This is a genomic window from Pseudomonas sp. NUPR-002 (genome assembly GCF_056322725.1).
In genome coordinates this window covers 3,260,989-3,276,225 of the sequence record NZ_CM150476.1, presented here as the reverse complement: position 1 = coordinate 3,276,225, position 15,237 = coordinate 3,260,989, and the positions used below count along the sequence as shown (strand labels likewise).

Annotated in this window: 17 protein-coding genes and 1 pseudogene; 7 read left to right on the top strand and 11 right to left on the bottom strand. The window is 60.9% G+C overall.

Annotated elements, in window-relative coordinates; translation table 11 throughout:
* Positions 1-5 precede the first annotated feature (5 nt).
* Positions 6-1,037: an alpha/beta hydrolase family protein gene (locus ACVWSC_RS14835; protein WP_442107267.1), complete on the top strand. Its 1,032-nt coding sequence runs from the start codon at positions 6-8 to the stop codon at positions 1,035-1,037.
* Here ACVWSC_RS14835 and ACVWSC_RS14830 read toward each other — a convergent pair.
* From ACVWSC_RS14830 to ACVWSC_RS14820, 3 genes and pseudogenes are all read right to left on the bottom strand, one after another.
* Complete coding sequence (locus ACVWSC_RS14830) at positions 1,031-2,221, bottom strand: MFS transporter (RefSeq protein ID WP_442107265.1); 1,191 nt, start codon at positions 2,219-2,221, stop codon at positions 1,031-1,033. The genes ACVWSC_RS14835 and ACVWSC_RS14830 overlap by 7 nt on opposite strands.
* 186 nt (positions 2,222-2,407) lie before the next feature.
* Positions 2,408-3,994, bottom strand: a complete 1,587-nt coding sequence (locus ACVWSC_RS14825; RefSeq protein ID WP_442107263.1) for an ABC-F family ATPase — start codon at positions 3,992-3,994, stop codon at positions 2,408-2,410.
* Positions 3,995-4,014: 20 nt separating this feature from the next.
* A pseudogene (locus tag ACVWSC_RS14820) lies at positions 4,015-4,255 on the bottom strand (site-specific integrase); the annotation flags it as partial.
* 149 nt (positions 4,256-4,404) lie between these two features.
* On the opposite strand from ACVWSC_RS14820, the gene ACVWSC_RS14815 reads away from it, so the two are divergent.
* The 3 genes from ACVWSC_RS14815 to ACVWSC_RS14805 all read left to right on the top strand — a co-directional run bounded on the left by ACVWSC_RS14815 (position 4,405) and on the right by ACVWSC_RS14805 (position 5,691).
* Positions 4,405-4,809, top strand: a complete 405-nt coding sequence (locus ACVWSC_RS14815; protein WP_442107261.1) for an acyl-CoA thioesterase — start codon at positions 4,405-4,407, stop codon at positions 4,807-4,809.
* 46 nt (positions 4,810-4,855) lie between these two features.
* Entirely contained in the window at positions 4,856-5,152 is a 297-nt protein-coding gene (locus ACVWSC_RS14810; protein WP_442107259.1) for a hypothetical protein, read from the top strand.
* A 110-nt stretch (positions 5,153-5,262) separates the two neighbouring features.
* Complete coding sequence (locus tag ACVWSC_RS14805) at positions 5,263-5,691, top strand: TOBE domain-containing protein (protein ID WP_442107257.1); 429 nt, start codon at positions 5,263-5,265, stop codon at positions 5,689-5,691.
* Between the two features lie 78 nt (positions 5,692-5,769).
* Here the strand turns inward: ACVWSC_RS14805 and ACVWSC_RS14800 are convergent, their stop codons facing one another.
* Positions 5,770-6,054 carry a hypothetical protein gene (locus ACVWSC_RS14800; protein WP_442114305.1) on the bottom strand — a complete coding sequence of 95 codons (285 nt, stop codon included), beginning with the start codon at positions 6,052-6,054 and terminating at the stop codon, positions 5,770-5,772.
* A gap of 57 nt (positions 6,055-6,111) precedes the next feature.
* The gene (locus ACVWSC_RS14795; RefSeq protein WP_442107255.1) at positions 6,112-6,630 is read right to left on the bottom strand and encodes a DUF3016 domain-containing protein; all 519 of its coding nucleotides are present in this window, start codon (positions 6,628-6,630) and stop codon (positions 6,112-6,114) included.
* 77 nt (positions 6,631-6,707) lie between these two features.
* On the opposite strand from ACVWSC_RS14795, the gene ACVWSC_RS14790 reads away from it, so the two are divergent.
* The 3 genes from ACVWSC_RS14790 (at position 6,708) to ACVWSC_RS14780 (ending at position 8,533) form a co-directional block, all read left to right on the top strand.
* The gene (locus ACVWSC_RS14790) at positions 6,708-7,403 is read left to right on the top strand and encodes a metallophosphoesterase (protein ID WP_442107253.1); all 696 of its coding nucleotides are present in this window, start codon (positions 6,708-6,710) and stop codon (positions 7,401-7,403) included.
* A gap of 105 nt (positions 7,404-7,508) precedes the next feature.
* Positions 7,509-8,135 carry a LysE family translocator gene (locus ACVWSC_RS14785; RefSeq protein ID WP_442107251.1) on the top strand — a complete coding sequence of 209 codons (627 nt, stop codon included), beginning with the start codon at positions 7,509-7,511 and terminating at the stop codon, positions 8,133-8,135.
* Between the two features lie 137 nt (positions 8,136-8,272).
* A complete protein-coding gene (locus tag ACVWSC_RS14780) occupies positions 8,273-8,533 on the top strand; it encodes a DUF1652 domain-containing protein (RefSeq protein WP_442107249.1) in 261 nt (86 codons plus the stop codon).
* Here ACVWSC_RS14780 and ACVWSC_RS14775 read toward each other — a convergent pair.
* From ACVWSC_RS14775 to ACVWSC_RS14750, 6 genes are all read right to left on the bottom strand, one after another.
* A complete protein-coding gene (locus tag ACVWSC_RS14775) occupies positions 8,530-8,805 on the bottom strand; it encodes a peptidylprolyl isomerase (protein ID WP_038611202.1) in 276 nt (91 codons plus the stop codon). The two genes, ACVWSC_RS14780 and ACVWSC_RS14775, sit on opposite strands and share 4 nt — an antisense overlap.
* Positions 8,806-8,840: 35 nt before the next feature.
* Positions 8,841-10,802, bottom strand: a complete 1,962-nt coding sequence (locus ACVWSC_RS14770; protein ID WP_442107247.1) for an acetoacetate--CoA ligase — start codon at positions 10,800-10,802, stop codon at positions 8,841-8,843.
* Positions 10,803-10,907: 105 nt separating this feature from the next.
* Positions 10,908-11,387 (bottom strand): serine protease inhibitor ecotin, encoded by a 480-nt coding sequence (gene eco / locus ACVWSC_RS14765; protein WP_442107245.1) that lies wholly within the window; start codon positions 11,385-11,387, stop codon positions 10,908-10,910.
* 55 nt (positions 11,388-11,442) lie between these two features.
* Positions 11,443-12,213 (bottom strand): 3-hydroxybutyrate dehydrogenase, encoded by a 771-nt coding sequence (gene hbdH / locus ACVWSC_RS14760; RefSeq protein ID WP_442107243.1) that lies wholly within the window; start codon positions 12,211-12,213, stop codon positions 11,443-11,445.
* A gap of 10 nt (positions 12,214-12,223) precedes the next feature.
* Complete coding sequence (locus ACVWSC_RS14755) at positions 12,224-13,615, bottom strand: GntP family permease (RefSeq protein WP_442114235.1); 1,392 nt, start codon at positions 13,613-13,615, stop codon at positions 12,224-12,226.
* Between the two features lie 221 nt (positions 13,616-13,836).
* Positions 13,837-15,228 carry a sigma-54 interaction domain-containing protein gene (locus ACVWSC_RS14750; RefSeq protein WP_442114234.1) on the bottom strand — a complete coding sequence of 464 codons (1,392 nt, stop codon included), beginning with the start codon at positions 15,226-15,228 and terminating at the stop codon, positions 13,837-13,839.
* Positions 15,229-15,237: the final 9 nt, after the last annotated feature.

Sequence of the window (15,237 nt, the reverse complement as noted above, 5' to 3'; positions counted from 1 at the left end):
AGCCGATGGGCAAATGTGCGCTGGTGTGGATGCTGTGCTGGCTTGGCATGCTCAGTTGCGCGCAGGCAGAGCCGGCGCAGCACTGGAGCGTCGGCTTGCACCGCCTGGTGTTTGCCGACCCACTGGACGGGCGAACGGTGCATGCGCTGGCCTTTTATCCCTCAAGCGGTCCCGAACGTGTCAGCCGCCTAGACGGTTATCGGGTTGAGGCCAGTGAGGGGGCCCCAATTGTCATGGGTCGCTACCCGTTGCTGATGCTGTCCCATGGCAATACCGGTACACCGCTGGCCCTGCACGATCTGGCCACTGCCCTGGCCCGTCGCGGGTTTGTGGTGGTGGCGGTGACCCATCCGGGTGATAACGCCCATGACCATAGTCGGCTCGGTACCTTGAGCAACCTCTACGGCCGGCCACTGCAGATCAGCGCGGCGATCACTGCCAGCCTTGCCGACCCGTTTCTGGCGCCCTATGTGAGGGGCAAGCAGGTAGGCATGATTGGTTACTCGGCGGGCGGAGAGACCGCGTTGATACTTTCCGGAGCTCAGCCTGATCTTGAGCGCTTGCGCCACTATTGCCTGGAGCGACCACGGGATGCCGATGCCTGTAAAACCAATGGTGTGCTAATTGCCGACCGTGCCGACCTCAGCGCCGAAGCAGATCCGCGTATCCATGCCTTGCTGCTGATGGCGCCCTTGAGCCTGATGTTCGGCCGCCACGCCTTGGCTCAAGTGAAGGTGCCTGCGTTGATCTACAGCGGTGACAGCGACCAGTTGCTAGCCCTCGACAAGAATGCCCAGGCCCTGGCGCGCAAGCTGCCTATCACCCCCAATTACCGTTTGCTCGCCGGTGCCGGGCACTTCGTGTTCATGGCGCCGTGCGACGATGAGCAGCGTGAGCACATGGCAGCGCTGTGCAATGACGCCAACGGCGTTGACCGCGAAGGCATTCACTTATCATTGCAGGCCGAAGCAGCGCACTTTTTTACCCGCACCCTGGGCCGCCCCGGCCGCGGCGGGCTCGACACTGCAGATCAGTAACGGCCTGCGCGGCGCGCCAACAGCAGGGTCAAACCGACACCCGTCAGCGACAACAGTGCCGCGATACAGAAAATCCAGGCATAGCCCAAGTGCAAGGCCACCGCGCCCATCAACGGCCCGGCAATCGCCAGGGCGAGGTCGAAGAACACCGCATAAGCTCCCAGCCCTGCGCCACGGCTGGACACCGGCACTTGCTTGATGGCTTCCACGCCCAACGCCGGATACACCAACGACAGGCCGAAACCGGTTAACCCCGCGCCGACCAGTGCCAGCACGGGGCTGGGTGCCAGCCACAGCAGCATCAGGCCCAGGGCCTCGGTGCTCATGCAGGCAATCGCCACCGGATAGCCGCCAAAGCGACTGACCGCGTTGACGAACAGCAGCCGCGAGAGAATAAAGCACACGCCAAAGGCGCTCAGGCACCAGGCGGCGCCTTGCCAGCCTTGTTCCAGATAGTACAGAGTAACGAAGGTGGTCAACGTACCGTAGCCGATCGACGCCAGCGTCAGGCCGGTGCCGCAGGGCGCAACCCGTCCGAAGGCAGCCCAGAACGGCAGGCGCTCGCCACGCACCACGGGCATCGAGGCTTTGTTGCGGATCACCAGCAAGGCCAGTGCGGCCAGAACCGCCAGCATCAGCCCCAGGGTGGCAAAGTTCAGCTGGTCCACCAGGATCACCCCCAGAGGTGCACCGATGGCGATGGCGCCGTAAGAGGCAATACCGTTCCAGGCAATTACCCGTGCCGTGTGCTCAGCGCCTACGGCGCCAATGCCCCAGCTTAAGGTGGCGACGCCGATCAGGCCTTGGGCGATGCCGAGAAACACACGCCCGGCGAGCAATGTCAGCAGACTCAGTAACGGCAGCTCAAGCGTCAGTGCCGAGATGACGGTCAAGACGCCGCTCAGCGCAATGCCGATCAACCCATAGATGATTGCCTGCTTGGTGCCTTTGGTATCCGCCACACGCCCGGCAAACGGACGACTCAGCAAGGTCGAGAGGTATTGCAAGCCGATGGTCAGCCCGGCGATGACCGCGCTGAAGCCCAGTTGGTCGTGCACATAGCCAGGCAGAACGGCTATCGGCAGACCGATGCAGAGGAAGGCAATGAAGGTGTAGAAGACGATCGACAGGATCTGCAGAGTGATCGACAGAGAACTGGCAGGCAGGGGTTGAGGCGCAGACATGGGCTCGTTCGCTGGCGGGCGGTGGGAGAGGGTCCATGATCGCTGGTGGTGAAACTAAAAGAAAGCAGGCTAACGATTTTTGTCGGAACGACTATCTGATCCTGGTAGGAGCGGGCTTGCCCCGCGATGCGGTGAAACAGACAAACCGCAATCGCGGGGCAAGCCCGCTCCTACACAGGGGCCGTGTTAAACCACTACACCTTGGCTACGCAGGTAGTCATCGTAAGTACCGCTGAAGTCGGTTACACCGCTCGGGCTCAGCTCGATGATGCGGGTGGCCAGGGACGATACGAACTCACGGTCGTGGCTGACGAAAATCAGCGTGCCCGGGTAGTTCTCCAGCGCCAGGTTCAGCGCCTCGATCGATTCCATGTCCAGGTGGTTGGTCGGTTCGTCCATCACCAGCACGTTAGGCTTTTGCAGGATCAGCTTGCCGAACAGCATACGGCCTTGTTCACCACCGGAAATCACCTTGACCGACTTGAGGATCTCGTCGTTGGAGAACAGCATGCGCCCCAGGGTGCCGCGAATCATCTGCTCGCCTTGAGTCCACTGACCCATCCAGTCGAACAGGCTCACATCGTCTTCAAAGTCGTGTGCGTGATCCTGGGCGTAGTAACCCAGCTCAGCGCTTTCGGTCCATTTCACCGCACCGGCATCCGGGGCCATCTCGCCGACCAGGGTACGCAGCAGGGTGGTTTTACCGATACCGTTCGGACCGATAATTGCCACGCGCTCGCCAGCTTCGACAGTGAAGCTGAAGTTCTGGAACAAGGTCTTGCCTTCAAAACCTTTGGACAGCTTCTCGATGGTCACCGCCTGACGGTGCAGCTTTTTGGTCTGATCGAAGCGGATGAACGGGCTGACCCGGCTCGACGGCTTGACCTCGGCCAGCTGGATCTTGTCGATCTGCTTGGCGCGGGAGGTGGCCTGCTTGGCTTTCGAGGCGTTGGCCGAGAAGCGGCTGACGAAGGTTTGCAGCTCGGCGATCTGGGCTTTCTTCTTGGCGTTGTCGGCCAGCAGTTGCTCGCGCGACTGGGTGGCGGCGGTCATGTACTCGTCGTAGTTGCCCGGGAACAGGCGCAGCTCGCCGTAGTCCAGGTCAGCCATGTGCGTGCACACGCTGTTGAGGAAGTGACGGTCGTGGGAAATGATGATCATGGTGCTGTTACGCGCCGTGAGAATGCTTTCCAGCCAGCGGATGGTGTTGATGTCCAGGTGGTTGGTTGGCTCGTCGAGCAGCAGCACTTCAGGATCGGAAAACAGCGCCTGGGCCAGCAACACACGCAGCTTCCAGCCCGGCGCGACTTCGGTCATCGGGCCAAAGTGCTGTTCCAGTGGAATACCCAGGCCCAGCAGCAGCTCACCGGCACGGGATTCGGCGGTGTAGCCGTCCATTTCGGCAAACTCGGTTTCCAGCTCGGCAACGGCCATGCCGTCTTCTTCGGTCATTTCCGGCAGCGAGTAGATGCGATCACGCTCAGCCTTGACCCGCCACAGCTCCTCGTGGCCCATGATCACGGTGTCGATCACGGTGAATTCTTCGTAGGCGAACTGGTCCTGGCGCAGTTTACCCAAGCGCACGTTCGGCTCGAGCATGACCTGGCCAGCAGAAGGCTCAAGGTCAGAACCGAGGATTTTCATGAAGGTCGACTTGCCGCAGCCGTTGGCGCCGATCAGGCCGTAGCGGTTGCCGTTGTTGAACTTGACCGAGACGTTCTCGAACAACGGCTTGGCGCCGAACTGCATGGTGATGTTAGCGGTGGAGATCAAAGGGCTTACCTATCAATAGCTTACGTCGCTGGCATTGCGGCTGATACCGATTTGATACCAATGTGCAGCTTTTCCAGCTCGCTCCAGTCGGAGCTTGAGTTAATCCAACGCGCATACGCCGACAGCAGCATTTGCATGCTGTGGCCGAACGGTTGGGAGATAAATGCGGGGGTTGAGGCCAGACATTGCGCGTATTGTCGCATAGGTCTGACGACAGTTGTATGGCGGGCGGCAACGATTCCTGGGTTCTTTCAGCACCGGGGCCGATTCCGTGAGTTCGCACGGGACGCCCAAGGCTTGCTACATTCTGTGTCTGCAGTGGCCAGCAAGCGCGAGAACGCACGGCTGATCAAGCTGCCACAGCCATTGCGCTGCTTTTATTTTCTCCCTCATGACTAAGGATGGGTGTGATGTCGAGACCGGTGATCATTAAAAGAAAGGTGCTGTTTGGCGACTGTGATCCCGAAGGGATTGTGTACACGCCCCGGTTTTCCTATTTCGTGCTGGAGGCCGTTCATGAGGCGCTGGGCGTCTGGTTGCAAGGGCCAGGGCTCAGAAGCCTGTTGGGTTTCGACATACTGCCACCGGCCAGAGCGTTCTCTCTGGAGTTTCTACACCCGGTCACCTGGGATGATGAACTTGCGATTGAAGTGCGGGTGTCGAGGGTAGGCGCACATTCTTTCTCATTTTCAGTGGCAGGACGGCTGTCGTCCGAAGTAGTGGCGTTTACTGCCAGCCTGACGCAGGTGTGTGTGTCCCCGCAGACACGTGAGGTTGTCGCGGTTCCTCAACAACTCAGGGCATTGCTTGAATAAAAGGCAGTAATCAATACTGCGACCGATCATTGGGCGGAGCGTAACGATGCATGGGGCAGGGATGGTCGGTGACCTGTTGGTCCTGGGTTTTTACATGATTGGCGCGGTGATCTGGATGTATTTCTGGTTGCTCTGCGTGGCCCATCGAAGCGCTTTGTTCGGGCCAATGAATGGCTTGAAATGGCTGCTGTTGGTGAGCGCATGCATCGTAGTCACTGCAGTCGGCTTGTACCTGGCCGCAGTCGAGACGTTCCATCGTGACAATGCGGATTGGTGGCTGGTGCTGGCTTCGATGGCTATACCTGTGATGGGTATCCAGGCTGTGCGCCTGAAACTGCGCTAAGGCGGCCATCAAGACCGGTCCACAGTAATCGCTGTAGTTGTTTTTATATAGCGACTGCCATGAACATGCGCCGGAAAACATAACTCCAAAGTCAAGAAAAGGGTCGCGTCATGAAAGTCAGTGCACGTAACGTCTTCAAAGGTCAGGTCAGCAAAGTCCAGGCGGGCGCGGTTAACGCTGAGGTCAGCCTGCAGTTGCCCGGCGGTGAGCAGTTGGTCGCGGTGGTGACCATGGAGAGTGTCAACAACCTTGGCATTGCCGTCGGTAAAGAGGCGGTTGCGCTGGTCAAGGCTCCCTGGGTGATGCTGATGACCGAGTCGAGCGATATTCGCCTGTCTGCCCGCAACTGCCTGCAAGGCACAGTGCTCAGCGTCAACGATGGTGCGGTCAATGCCGAAGTGGTGATCGAGCTGGCAGGCGGCACCAAGATCTACTCGATTGTGACGCGTGATGCCGTAGCGGAGTTGGGGTTGGCGCCGGGTGTCAGTGCGACGGCCGTGATCAAGGCCTCACACATCATCCTCGGCGTGCCGGCCTGACGCATAGGTCGTTGCGATAACGCCGCGAGACCTGCCTGGTCCCGCGGCTTGTGCAATGACACAGTATTCATCGGCGTGCTAAACGTAAGCCTGGCCATGAAAGCCGCGGGGCAAACGTTGTAGGCCTGGCATTTGAGTCAGACGCTCGATCCACGCCGAGCGCCAGTCAATCACACTGTGTTGCGCCTTGGCCTTGCGCGCAGCGCGGCGTGCCGCATTGCGTTGTTCGCGACGGGCGTCTTTATAGGCATCGGTATTGCGGCAACTGCGGCATTTGACGCGGTTGAGTTCTCGGGTCGAAATCAGATTATTGCCGTGGTGGCCGCAAGCCAGGTGACCGGCGACCTTGAAGTGAGTGACCATTGGCATTGCCCTCATTACGGTTCACACAGGTTCAGACTTCGGCCTGCGTCATTCGGTTCAGGAGGATGTGTGCTGCTGTACGGCGAACTGTTTGCGAAACCACTCTTCAAGCATGGCTTTTTCCGCATACAGGCGGTCGCTGGTGGCCCGGCGACCGGGACGTTGCAAATACAGTTTGTCTGACAGGTGCGCGTCCGCCTGGCTCAGCGGCTGGCCTTGTTGCGACAACACGTAGTGCAGGTCGATACTGGGCCAGGTGATCTCACGCAAAAAGCGCACGGTGTAGGCTTGCGGGTGCCAGGGCTCGTAACGGCCGGCCAGGTCGATGTCGCGAATATCGATGCGCAGGGTCTGGTTGGCGGGCAGGTAACGCTTGCCCAGGGTCTGCAGGTAACTGCGCAGCTCTTTCATCACATACGCATCGGCCCCGCGCTCATAGCCGTTGCTGTCCAGGCTGGCATCGCGAAAGTGTTCCGGGTTGTCGTAGTTGACCTCGACCGAGCTGGCGGGCGTTGATTGAGCGAAACTGCTCGTTGCCAGCAGGCTCAGGGCAAAAAAGCTCAGGACCGGGCGCATGATTCACCTCCAGGTGCAGCGATCTGCACTATTTTTATTGTACGCCTGCCAAGGCTGGCGGGGCAGGAGGGAGTACCGTGAGCAGGATCGAGCGGTTTGCTGTCAATGCACAAGGTCGCGACTACGCCGTGGGGGATATCCATGGTCACTTTCAGCGCTTACAGACGCAACTGTCAGCGATTGGATTCGATCCTGCGGTAGACCGCTTGTTCAGCGTCGGTGACCTGGTGGACCGCGGCCCGGAATGCACCCAGGCCCTGCATTGGCTGGCGCAGCCGTGGTTTCACGCTGTGCAAGGCAACCACGAAGCGCTGGCTGTGACCCACGTCAGCGGTGGCTGGCTGGACTACGGCCAGTACCGGGCTGCAGGCGGCGGCTGGTTCCTCGACTTGCCGGAAGCCGAACAGGCACGGTTTGCCGAACGTTTTGCCCGCATGCCCTTGGCCTTGGTGGTCGACACTCCTGAGGGCCCGGTCGGCTTGCTGCATGCCGATTGCCCTTGCGCCAGTTGGGCCGAGTGGTGCGAGCAACTGCAAGGGCCGGTGCCGCAGGCGCTGCAGGAATATTGCCAATGGTCGCGGCGTCGGCTCGCGGAAGATGACGAGCGACCGGTAGCCGGATTACGCGCATTGATCGTGGGGCATACCCCGTTGCATGAAGTACGGGTGCTGGGGAACATCTGGCATATCGATACCGGTGGCTGGTCGCGGGGGCACTTCAGCCTGTTGGCGCTCGACACCCTCAGCCTGGCCAATGCTGCGGTAATGGAGTGATCATTCCGACGGTTTTGTCATGCAAACAGTTATTGCGCGCAACTGTACCTTGACCCTTGGGCGTGCCGAGTAGAACCTGCCTGCTCACGCTGTTGGAGCACCTTCATGGACCTGTCGTTACTTGCCCTGTTCGTACCTGCCTGTTTTGCCCTGAACATGGCGCCAGGCCCAAACAACCTGTTGTCACTGAACAATGCCAGTCGCTATGGCCTGCGCACTGCCTGTGTAGCAGGCATCGGCCGGTTGCTGGCGTTCGCCGCAATGATCGTATTGGCCGCCATGGGCCTGGCGGTGGTGCTCTACACCAGCGAATACCTGTTCCTGGGCATCAAGCTGGCGGGCGCCGCCTATCTGTTCTACATCGCCTGGCAGTTGTGGCGCGCGCCGGTGGCGGTTACCCCGGTCAGCAGCGAGCGTCAGGCTGGCACGTTGCGGCTGGCGCGCCAGGAGTTTCTGGTGGCCGCCGGCAACCCCAAGGCAATCTTGATCTTTACCGCTTTTCTGCCGCAGTTTGTCCAGGTATCAAGCCCAGTGCCAGTGTCTGAGCAGTTTGCCTGGCTGGGCGGCTTGTTCCTGCTGCTGGAGTGGGCGGCGATTGCCATCTATGCCTGGTTGGGCGCTTACCTGCAACGCTGGTTCAACCAACCAGCGCCACGGCGTTTGTTCAACCGTGTCAGTGCAAGCTTGCTTGCCTGCGCAGGGTTCGGACTGCTGGCTGCGCGTCGCGCCTGAGCGACCGGGCCGACACGCCGGTGAATATCCAGGTCCTTATAGAGAAAGGGTCTGAGACGGGTGGGGAAATGGCCTAGGCTTATCGCTGAACCGGGCACAAGGAACCGTTGCCCGCCACCTGCCAAGGAGATGTACCGATGCTCTCGACCCTGGAGTTGCGCAACATTATAGAAAGCAGTTTTTTGCCGACCCGCTGCCAGTGCACCCTGGCATCTGACCGTTCATTGACGGTCAAGGTGTTTGACCGCAGCTGTGAGCGGGTCGATTTGTTGGTAACCGGTATCTGCGCCGATGAGTTGACTAGTAGCAGGGCGATTTCCAACTTGATTGTCGGCTTGCGCAATGATCTGGCCGATCAGCGCCAGCAGCGTGCCGGGCGGCGCAGCGACAGCCTTTAATCGCGGTAGAACACCTGCACCAGGTGATAGCCAAACTTGCTCTTGATCGGACCGTGCACAACCCGCAGCGGTTTTTTGAAGATGACCTGGTCGATGGCGCCCACCATCTGCCCCGGACGCACTTCGCCCAGGTCACCGCCGCGTTTGCCGGACGGGCAGGTCGAGTACTTTTTGGCCAGCACATCGAACGCTTCGCCCTTGGCGATACGTTGCTTGAGCTGTTCGGCTTCTTCAGCGGTCTTGACCAGAATGTGCCGGGCCTGTGCTTTCATTTAAAGGTACCTTCGTAAAGCGCTAAAACCGCGCATTATGCCTGATCGCGCAGCTCCGGGCGGTCACGAAATTGCTCAAGGGCTTGCGGGTTGGCCAGCGCGTCGGTGTTTTTCACCGGCTCGCCATGCACCACATTGCGTATCGCCAGCTCGACGATCTTGCCACTGATGGTCCGCGGGATGTCGCTGACTGCGGCAATCACCGCTGGCACGTGGCGTGGGCTGGTGTTGCTGCGGATAACCTGACGAATCCGCGCCTGCAGTGCCTCATCCAGGACCAGGCCATCGCGCAGGCGCACGAACAACACCACGCGCACATCGTTCTGCCAGCGCTGACCAATGGCGACGCTCTCCAGCACCTCGTCGATCTTTTCCACCTGGCGATAGATTTCCGCAGTGCCGATACGCACACCGCCGGGGTTGAGCACCGCATCCGAACGGCCGTGAATCAACATACCGCCTTCAGCGGTTTGCTCGGCATAGTCACCTTGCGCCCAGACGCCCGGGAACTGGCTGAAATAGGCGGCATGGAAGCGTTCGGCCTGAGGGTCGTTCCAGAATCCCAGGGGCATGGCCGGAAAGTGCCGGGTACAGACCAGCTCGCCTTTTTCTCCGATCAGTGCATGGCCGCTGTCGTCCCAGACCGCCACCGCCATGCCCAGGCTCTTGCACTGGATCTGCCCGCGCCGAACGGGCAGTACCGGATTACCGATCACGAAGCAGGAGCAAATATCGGTACCCCCCGACATCGACGCCAGGCACAGGTCTGACTTGAACTCGCGGTATACGTAGTCGTAGCTCTCGGGTGACAAGGGCGAGCCGGTGGACAGCAGCAGCTTGAGCGAGTCGAGGCGATGACTCAGGCGGGGCTGGATGTGCGCCTGTTCCAGCGCGGCGAGGTATTTGGCGCTGGTACCAAAGGCGGTGATCCGTTCGCTGTCGATCAGGTCGAGCAAACGCTCGGGCCCTGGATGGAAGGGTGAGCCGTCGTACAGCACCAGCGTGGCGCCGACCGCCAGCCCGCTGGCCAGCCAGTTCCACATCATCCAGCCGCAGGTGGTGTAGTAGAGCAACACATCATCTGCGCCCAGATCATTGTGCAGGCCGTGTTCTTTCACATGCTGCAGCAACACCCCACCGGCACTGTGGACGATGCACTTGGGCACGCCGGTAGTGCCGCTGGAATACAGAATGTACAGCGGGTGGTCGAACGGCAGCGCGGTGAACTGCGGCTCGCCGCCGGGCTGATAGAAATCGTCCCACAGGCTGACACGGGCGCTGCAGTGAAATTCATCCGCGCGGCTGTGCGCACGGCTGTAAGGCACCACCAGCAGTTGCTCGAGGCTGGGCAGTTGGGCTAGCACCTCATTGATCTTGTCGAGCTGATCGATGTACTTGCCTGCGTATTGATAGCCGCCGCACACCAACAGCAGCTTGGGCTCGATCTGGCCAAAGCGGTCGATAATGCCGTGGGTGCCGAATTCAGGTGAGGAGCACGACCAGATTGCACCCAGGCTGGTGCAGGCAAGCATGGCCACCAGGGTCTGCCAGGTGTTGGGCATGACCGCGGCGACGCGATCGCCGACGCCAATACCGGCGGCCTGGAAACTACGCTGCAAGCCGGCGACCTGTGCGGCCAGTTCGGCGTGACTGATGACCCTGCGTTCACCGTCCTCACGCAGCGAAACCAAGGCCGCTTGGCTATCGCGACGCTTGAGCAGGTGTTCGGCGAAGTTCAACGTAGCGCCGCTGAACCAACGCGCATCGGGCATCTGTGGCCCTTCGTCGAGGACCTCGGTGGCGGGTTGGTGCCAGTGCACCTGGAAAAAATCGGCAAGGGTTTGCCAGAACGCGGCGCGCTGCTCGATGCTCCAGCGGTGCAGTTGCGGATAATCAGCCAACGCCAGCCCGTGCTTGCGATTGACCTCGCGGCGAAAGGCCTCCATGTGGCTGGCCTGAATGCGCGCCTTGCTCGGGCGCCACAGCACTTCGTTCATGCACATCCCCTGTAGGCGCGGGCTTGTTGTAGGAGCGGGCTTGCCCCGCGATAGCGATCTGTCAGGCCCAATATATCGCGGGGCAACCCCGGGCCAACCGTGGTTTCATTCCACTGTAGCGTGCTTCACTTCTGGCGAAGCCGACCAGATGCGGTAACGCACCTCAACGCCTTCCGGCACATAGACCACCACCGGCAGTTTGCTGTTGTAACGCAGCAGGAAGCCATCACCTACCACGGGGACAAAGGCTTGCTGCTGGGTGTTGTTCGGGCAGGCCATCAGGGTCGAGGCCGGGCCCACGACCTTTTCCAGGCGGTAGTAGTTGTAACCCCAACCTTGCAGGGTTTTCTCTTCGAGCGTGCCACCCAGGCGCTGGCGGTTGCAGTCGACTTGCAGTTGCTTACCCGCCAGCACTTCCAGCTTGAAAGCCGACTCATCCGCTTGCGCAGGCAAGTGAATGACCTGGCGGGTAAAGCCTTTTTCAGCCTCGGGATACGGCGCGACATCCTTGAGGCTGGCAGCCTGCACCGAAGTAGCAAGCGCCAGGCTCAGGGTGAACAACGCGGTGAAAGGGGTAGGGCGCATAAGGCCTCCTTGCAGGTAAAAAAGACGATGCCGCAGCCAGATCCCGGGCCGCCCGTCATTGGGCCAGCCAGCCGCCATCGATGTTCCAGGCAGCGCCACGTACCTGACTGCCAGCTTCGCTACAGAGGAACAATACCAGCTCACCCAGGTGTTCGGGAGTGACGAAGGCCAATGAAGGCTGCTTTTCCGCGAGCAGGTCGTGCTGTGCCTGTTGTGCATCAATGCCGGTGGCCGCGCGGTCATCGATCTGTTTTTGCACCAGCGGTGTCAGCACCCAGCCCGGGCAAATGGCGTTGCAGGTGATGTTGCTGGTGGCCGTCTCAAGGCCCACCACCTTGGTCAGCCCGACCACGCCATGCTTGGCCGCCACATACGCGGCTTTGCCGGTGGAGCCGACCTGGCCGTGCACCGAAGCGATGTTGATGATCCGCCCCCAATTGCGCTGACGCATGCCGGGCAGTACCAGGCGTGTGCCATGGAACACGGCGGACAGGTTGACCGCAATGATCGCGTCCCAGCGCTCTACGGGGAACGCTTCGACCGCCGCCACATGCTGGATGCCAGCATTGTTGACCAGAATATCGACACCGCCGAACTCGCGTTCGGCATAGGCGAACAGGTCTTCGATCTGGGCCACGTCGCCCAGGTCAGCCGGGTGGTGGCCGACCCGCGTACCGTGGCGGGCCACCTCGGCAATTGCCGCGCTGGCATCGCCAAAGCCGTTGAGGATCAGGTTGGCGCCGGCACGCGCCAGGACGTGGGCGATACCCAGGCCGATGCCGCTGGTGGAGCCGGTGACCACTGCTGTTTTGCCGTTGAGTTGCATAGCGTGCTCCTTAGACGATACCGGTCGCGTAGAAGGTGGCGATTACCACAAACACCGCCAGGGTCTTGATCAGGGTAATGCCGAAAATGTCTTTGTAGGCTTCGCGGTGGGTCAGGCCCGTGACCGCCAGCAGGGTGATGACCGCGCCGTTGTGCGGCAGGGTGTCCATGCCACCGCTGGCCATGGCGGCGACGCGGTGCAGCACTTCAAGGGGAATGTTGGCGGCATTGGCAGCGGCGATGAAACTGTCGGACATTGCTGCCAGGGCAATACTCATGCCTCCCGATGCGGAGCCGGTGATACCGGCGAGCAGCGTCACGGTAATCGCTTCGTTGACCAGCGGGTTGGGGATAGCGCGCAGGGCATCAGCCAACACCAGAAAGCCCGGCAGGGAGGCGATCACCGCACCAAAGCCGTATTCGGAAGCGGTGTTCATCGCCGCCAGCAGCGCGCCGCTGACGGCGCTTTTGCTGCCCTCGGCCAGGCGGCTCTTGATCGCGCCAAAGCCAGCCACCAGCACCAGCAGGATACCCAGCAGCAGGGCGGCCTCGACGGCCCAGATTGCGGTCAGTTTGGCGATGTCGGTCTGTACCGGTGCGCTCATGCCGGGCAGGCTGAGGCTGTGGGTTTTGCCATACCAGGCCGGAATCCAGTGGGTGAACAGCAGGTTCATCACCCCCACCAGCAACAGCGGCGACAGCGCCAGTAATGGGTTGGGCAGCTTGAGATCGGCCGCAGTTTCCGGCTCGTTGCGCAGGTCGGTGCCGTAACCTTCACCGGCGCGCAGGGCCTTGTTGCGCTGGCGTTGCAGGTACAGCATGCCGGCGCAGAACACGAACAGCGTGCCGATCAGTCCCAGCCACGGCGCGGCCCAGGCGGTGGTGTTGAAGAAGGTACTGGGGATGATGTTCTGGATCTGTGGGGTGCCGGGCAGGGCATCCATGGTGAAGGAAAACGCCCCCAGGGCGATGGTCGCCGGAATCAGGCGTTTGGGGATGTTGCTCTGGCGGAACATCTCGGCGGCAAATGGATACACCGCAAACACCACCACGAACAACGACACGCCGCCGTAGGTGAGCAGCGCACACACCAGGACGATCACCAGCATGGCCTGGCGGGTGCCGAGCAAGCGAATTGCTGCCGCGACGATCGAGCGGGAGAACCCGGACAGCTCGATCAGTTTGCCGAACACGGCACCGAGCAGGAACACCGGGAAATACAGTTTGATGAAACCGACCATTTTTTCCATGAACACGCCGGTAAAGGCCGGGGCCACAGCGGAAGGGTCGGTGAGCAGTACCGCGCCGAGGGCGGCAATCGGGGCGAAGAGGATAACGCTGTAACCACGGTAGGCAGCCAGCATCAGCAGCGCGAGGGCTGCCAGGGCGATGATCACACTCATCGAGTGTCTCCTTGGTGAATCTTGTTTTTGTTGGGTTGCAGGAGATAGCGAGAACCGTGCCAGATCGTTAAGTCATTGAAATATATGAGTATTTATAGGAATTTATAATTGATTGTCTCTGATGTGAGACGGTTGGTCGCGGGGCAAGCCCGCTCCTACAGGGCCTTGTAGGAGCGGGCTTGCCCCGCGATAGCAATCTCAAATAAGAAACAGAAGTCTCGCTATTGAGACGAAAGCCCCAGCGCCACCAGTTTCTTGTACAGGGTAGACCGCCCCAACCCCAGCTGCCGCGCGGCCTCCGGTACGTTGCCGGCACAACGCGCCAGGGTATTACTCAACAATTGCCGCTCAAACTCGGCACATGCCTGCTTGTAGCTCAGCTGTGGTACTTGCGCTTGCACGGGCGCCAGGTTGCCCAGGGCGGCATGCAGGTCTTTGGCCGACAAACGCGGCTGATCAGCTAACAAGGTGGCGCGCTCCAGCACATTGCGCAGTTCACGGATATTGCCCGGCCAGGCATGCCGGGCAAGCAGCGCCTGGGCGTCGTCATCCAGCTCATGGCGGCTACCCAGCTCTTCGAGGATCGTTTCACTCAGCGCTGGCAGGTCGTCAAGGCGCTCGCGCAGCGGCGGCACCTGAATCGGCAGCACATTCAAGCGGTAATACAGGTCAGCACGAAACTCGCCCCGGACCATGGCGGCGCTGAGGTCGGTGGACGTTGCGGCGATGATCCGCACGTCGCTGCGCATCATCTGGTTGGAGCCGACCGGCTCGTATTCCTTCTCCTGCAGCACGCGCAGCAACTTGCTTTGCAGCGGTAGCGGCATGTCGCCGATTTCATCGAGGAACAGGGTGCCGCCTTCAGCCAACTGCAGCTTGCCCGTGCGCCCTTTGCGATCGGCGCCGGTGTAGGCCCCGGGCGCTGTGCCGAAGAACTCGGCTTCCAGCAACGTCTCCGGAATGGCCGCACTGTTGATGCTGACAAACGCCTTGTGCGCGCGGGAAGAGGCGGCATGGATGGCATGCGCCAGCAGTTCTTTGCCGGTGCCGGTTTCACCGAGCAGCAACACCGCCGAATCACTGCTGGCCCCACGCCGGGCCCGGCGTTTGACTTCGAGGCTGGCGGCGCTGGTACCGATGAATTGAGCAAAGCTGTACTTGGCCTGACGGGCCTTGAGCAGCGAGCGAGTGGAGGCCAGTTCCTGCTGCATGCTGGCGTAGCGTTTGAGCAGCGGTGACAGGCTGCGCAGTTCATCGAACAGGGCAAATCCGATCGCGCCGATCAGCGCGCCGTCAGCGTCATGCACCGGCAGGCGCATGACCACCAAGGGTTCCTTCGGGGTGTCGAGCATGTCGAGCAGAATCGGTCGGCCGTTGTTCACCACCTCACGCATGAGGCTGCCGGGAATCACGCTTTCGCAGGGCTGGCCAATCACGCTGGTGGCATCTTCAAGGCCAAAGCGCCGCGCGTAGCGTTCGTTCATCCAGACGATGCGCGCATCGCGGTCGACAATCAGCGTGCCTTCACTGGACTGCTCGATGATTTCGAACAACGACCGAATCGCCAGTTGGCGCACCTGCTGGTAATCCTTGAGGCTGTCACTGGCAGGCATGCGCCGCTC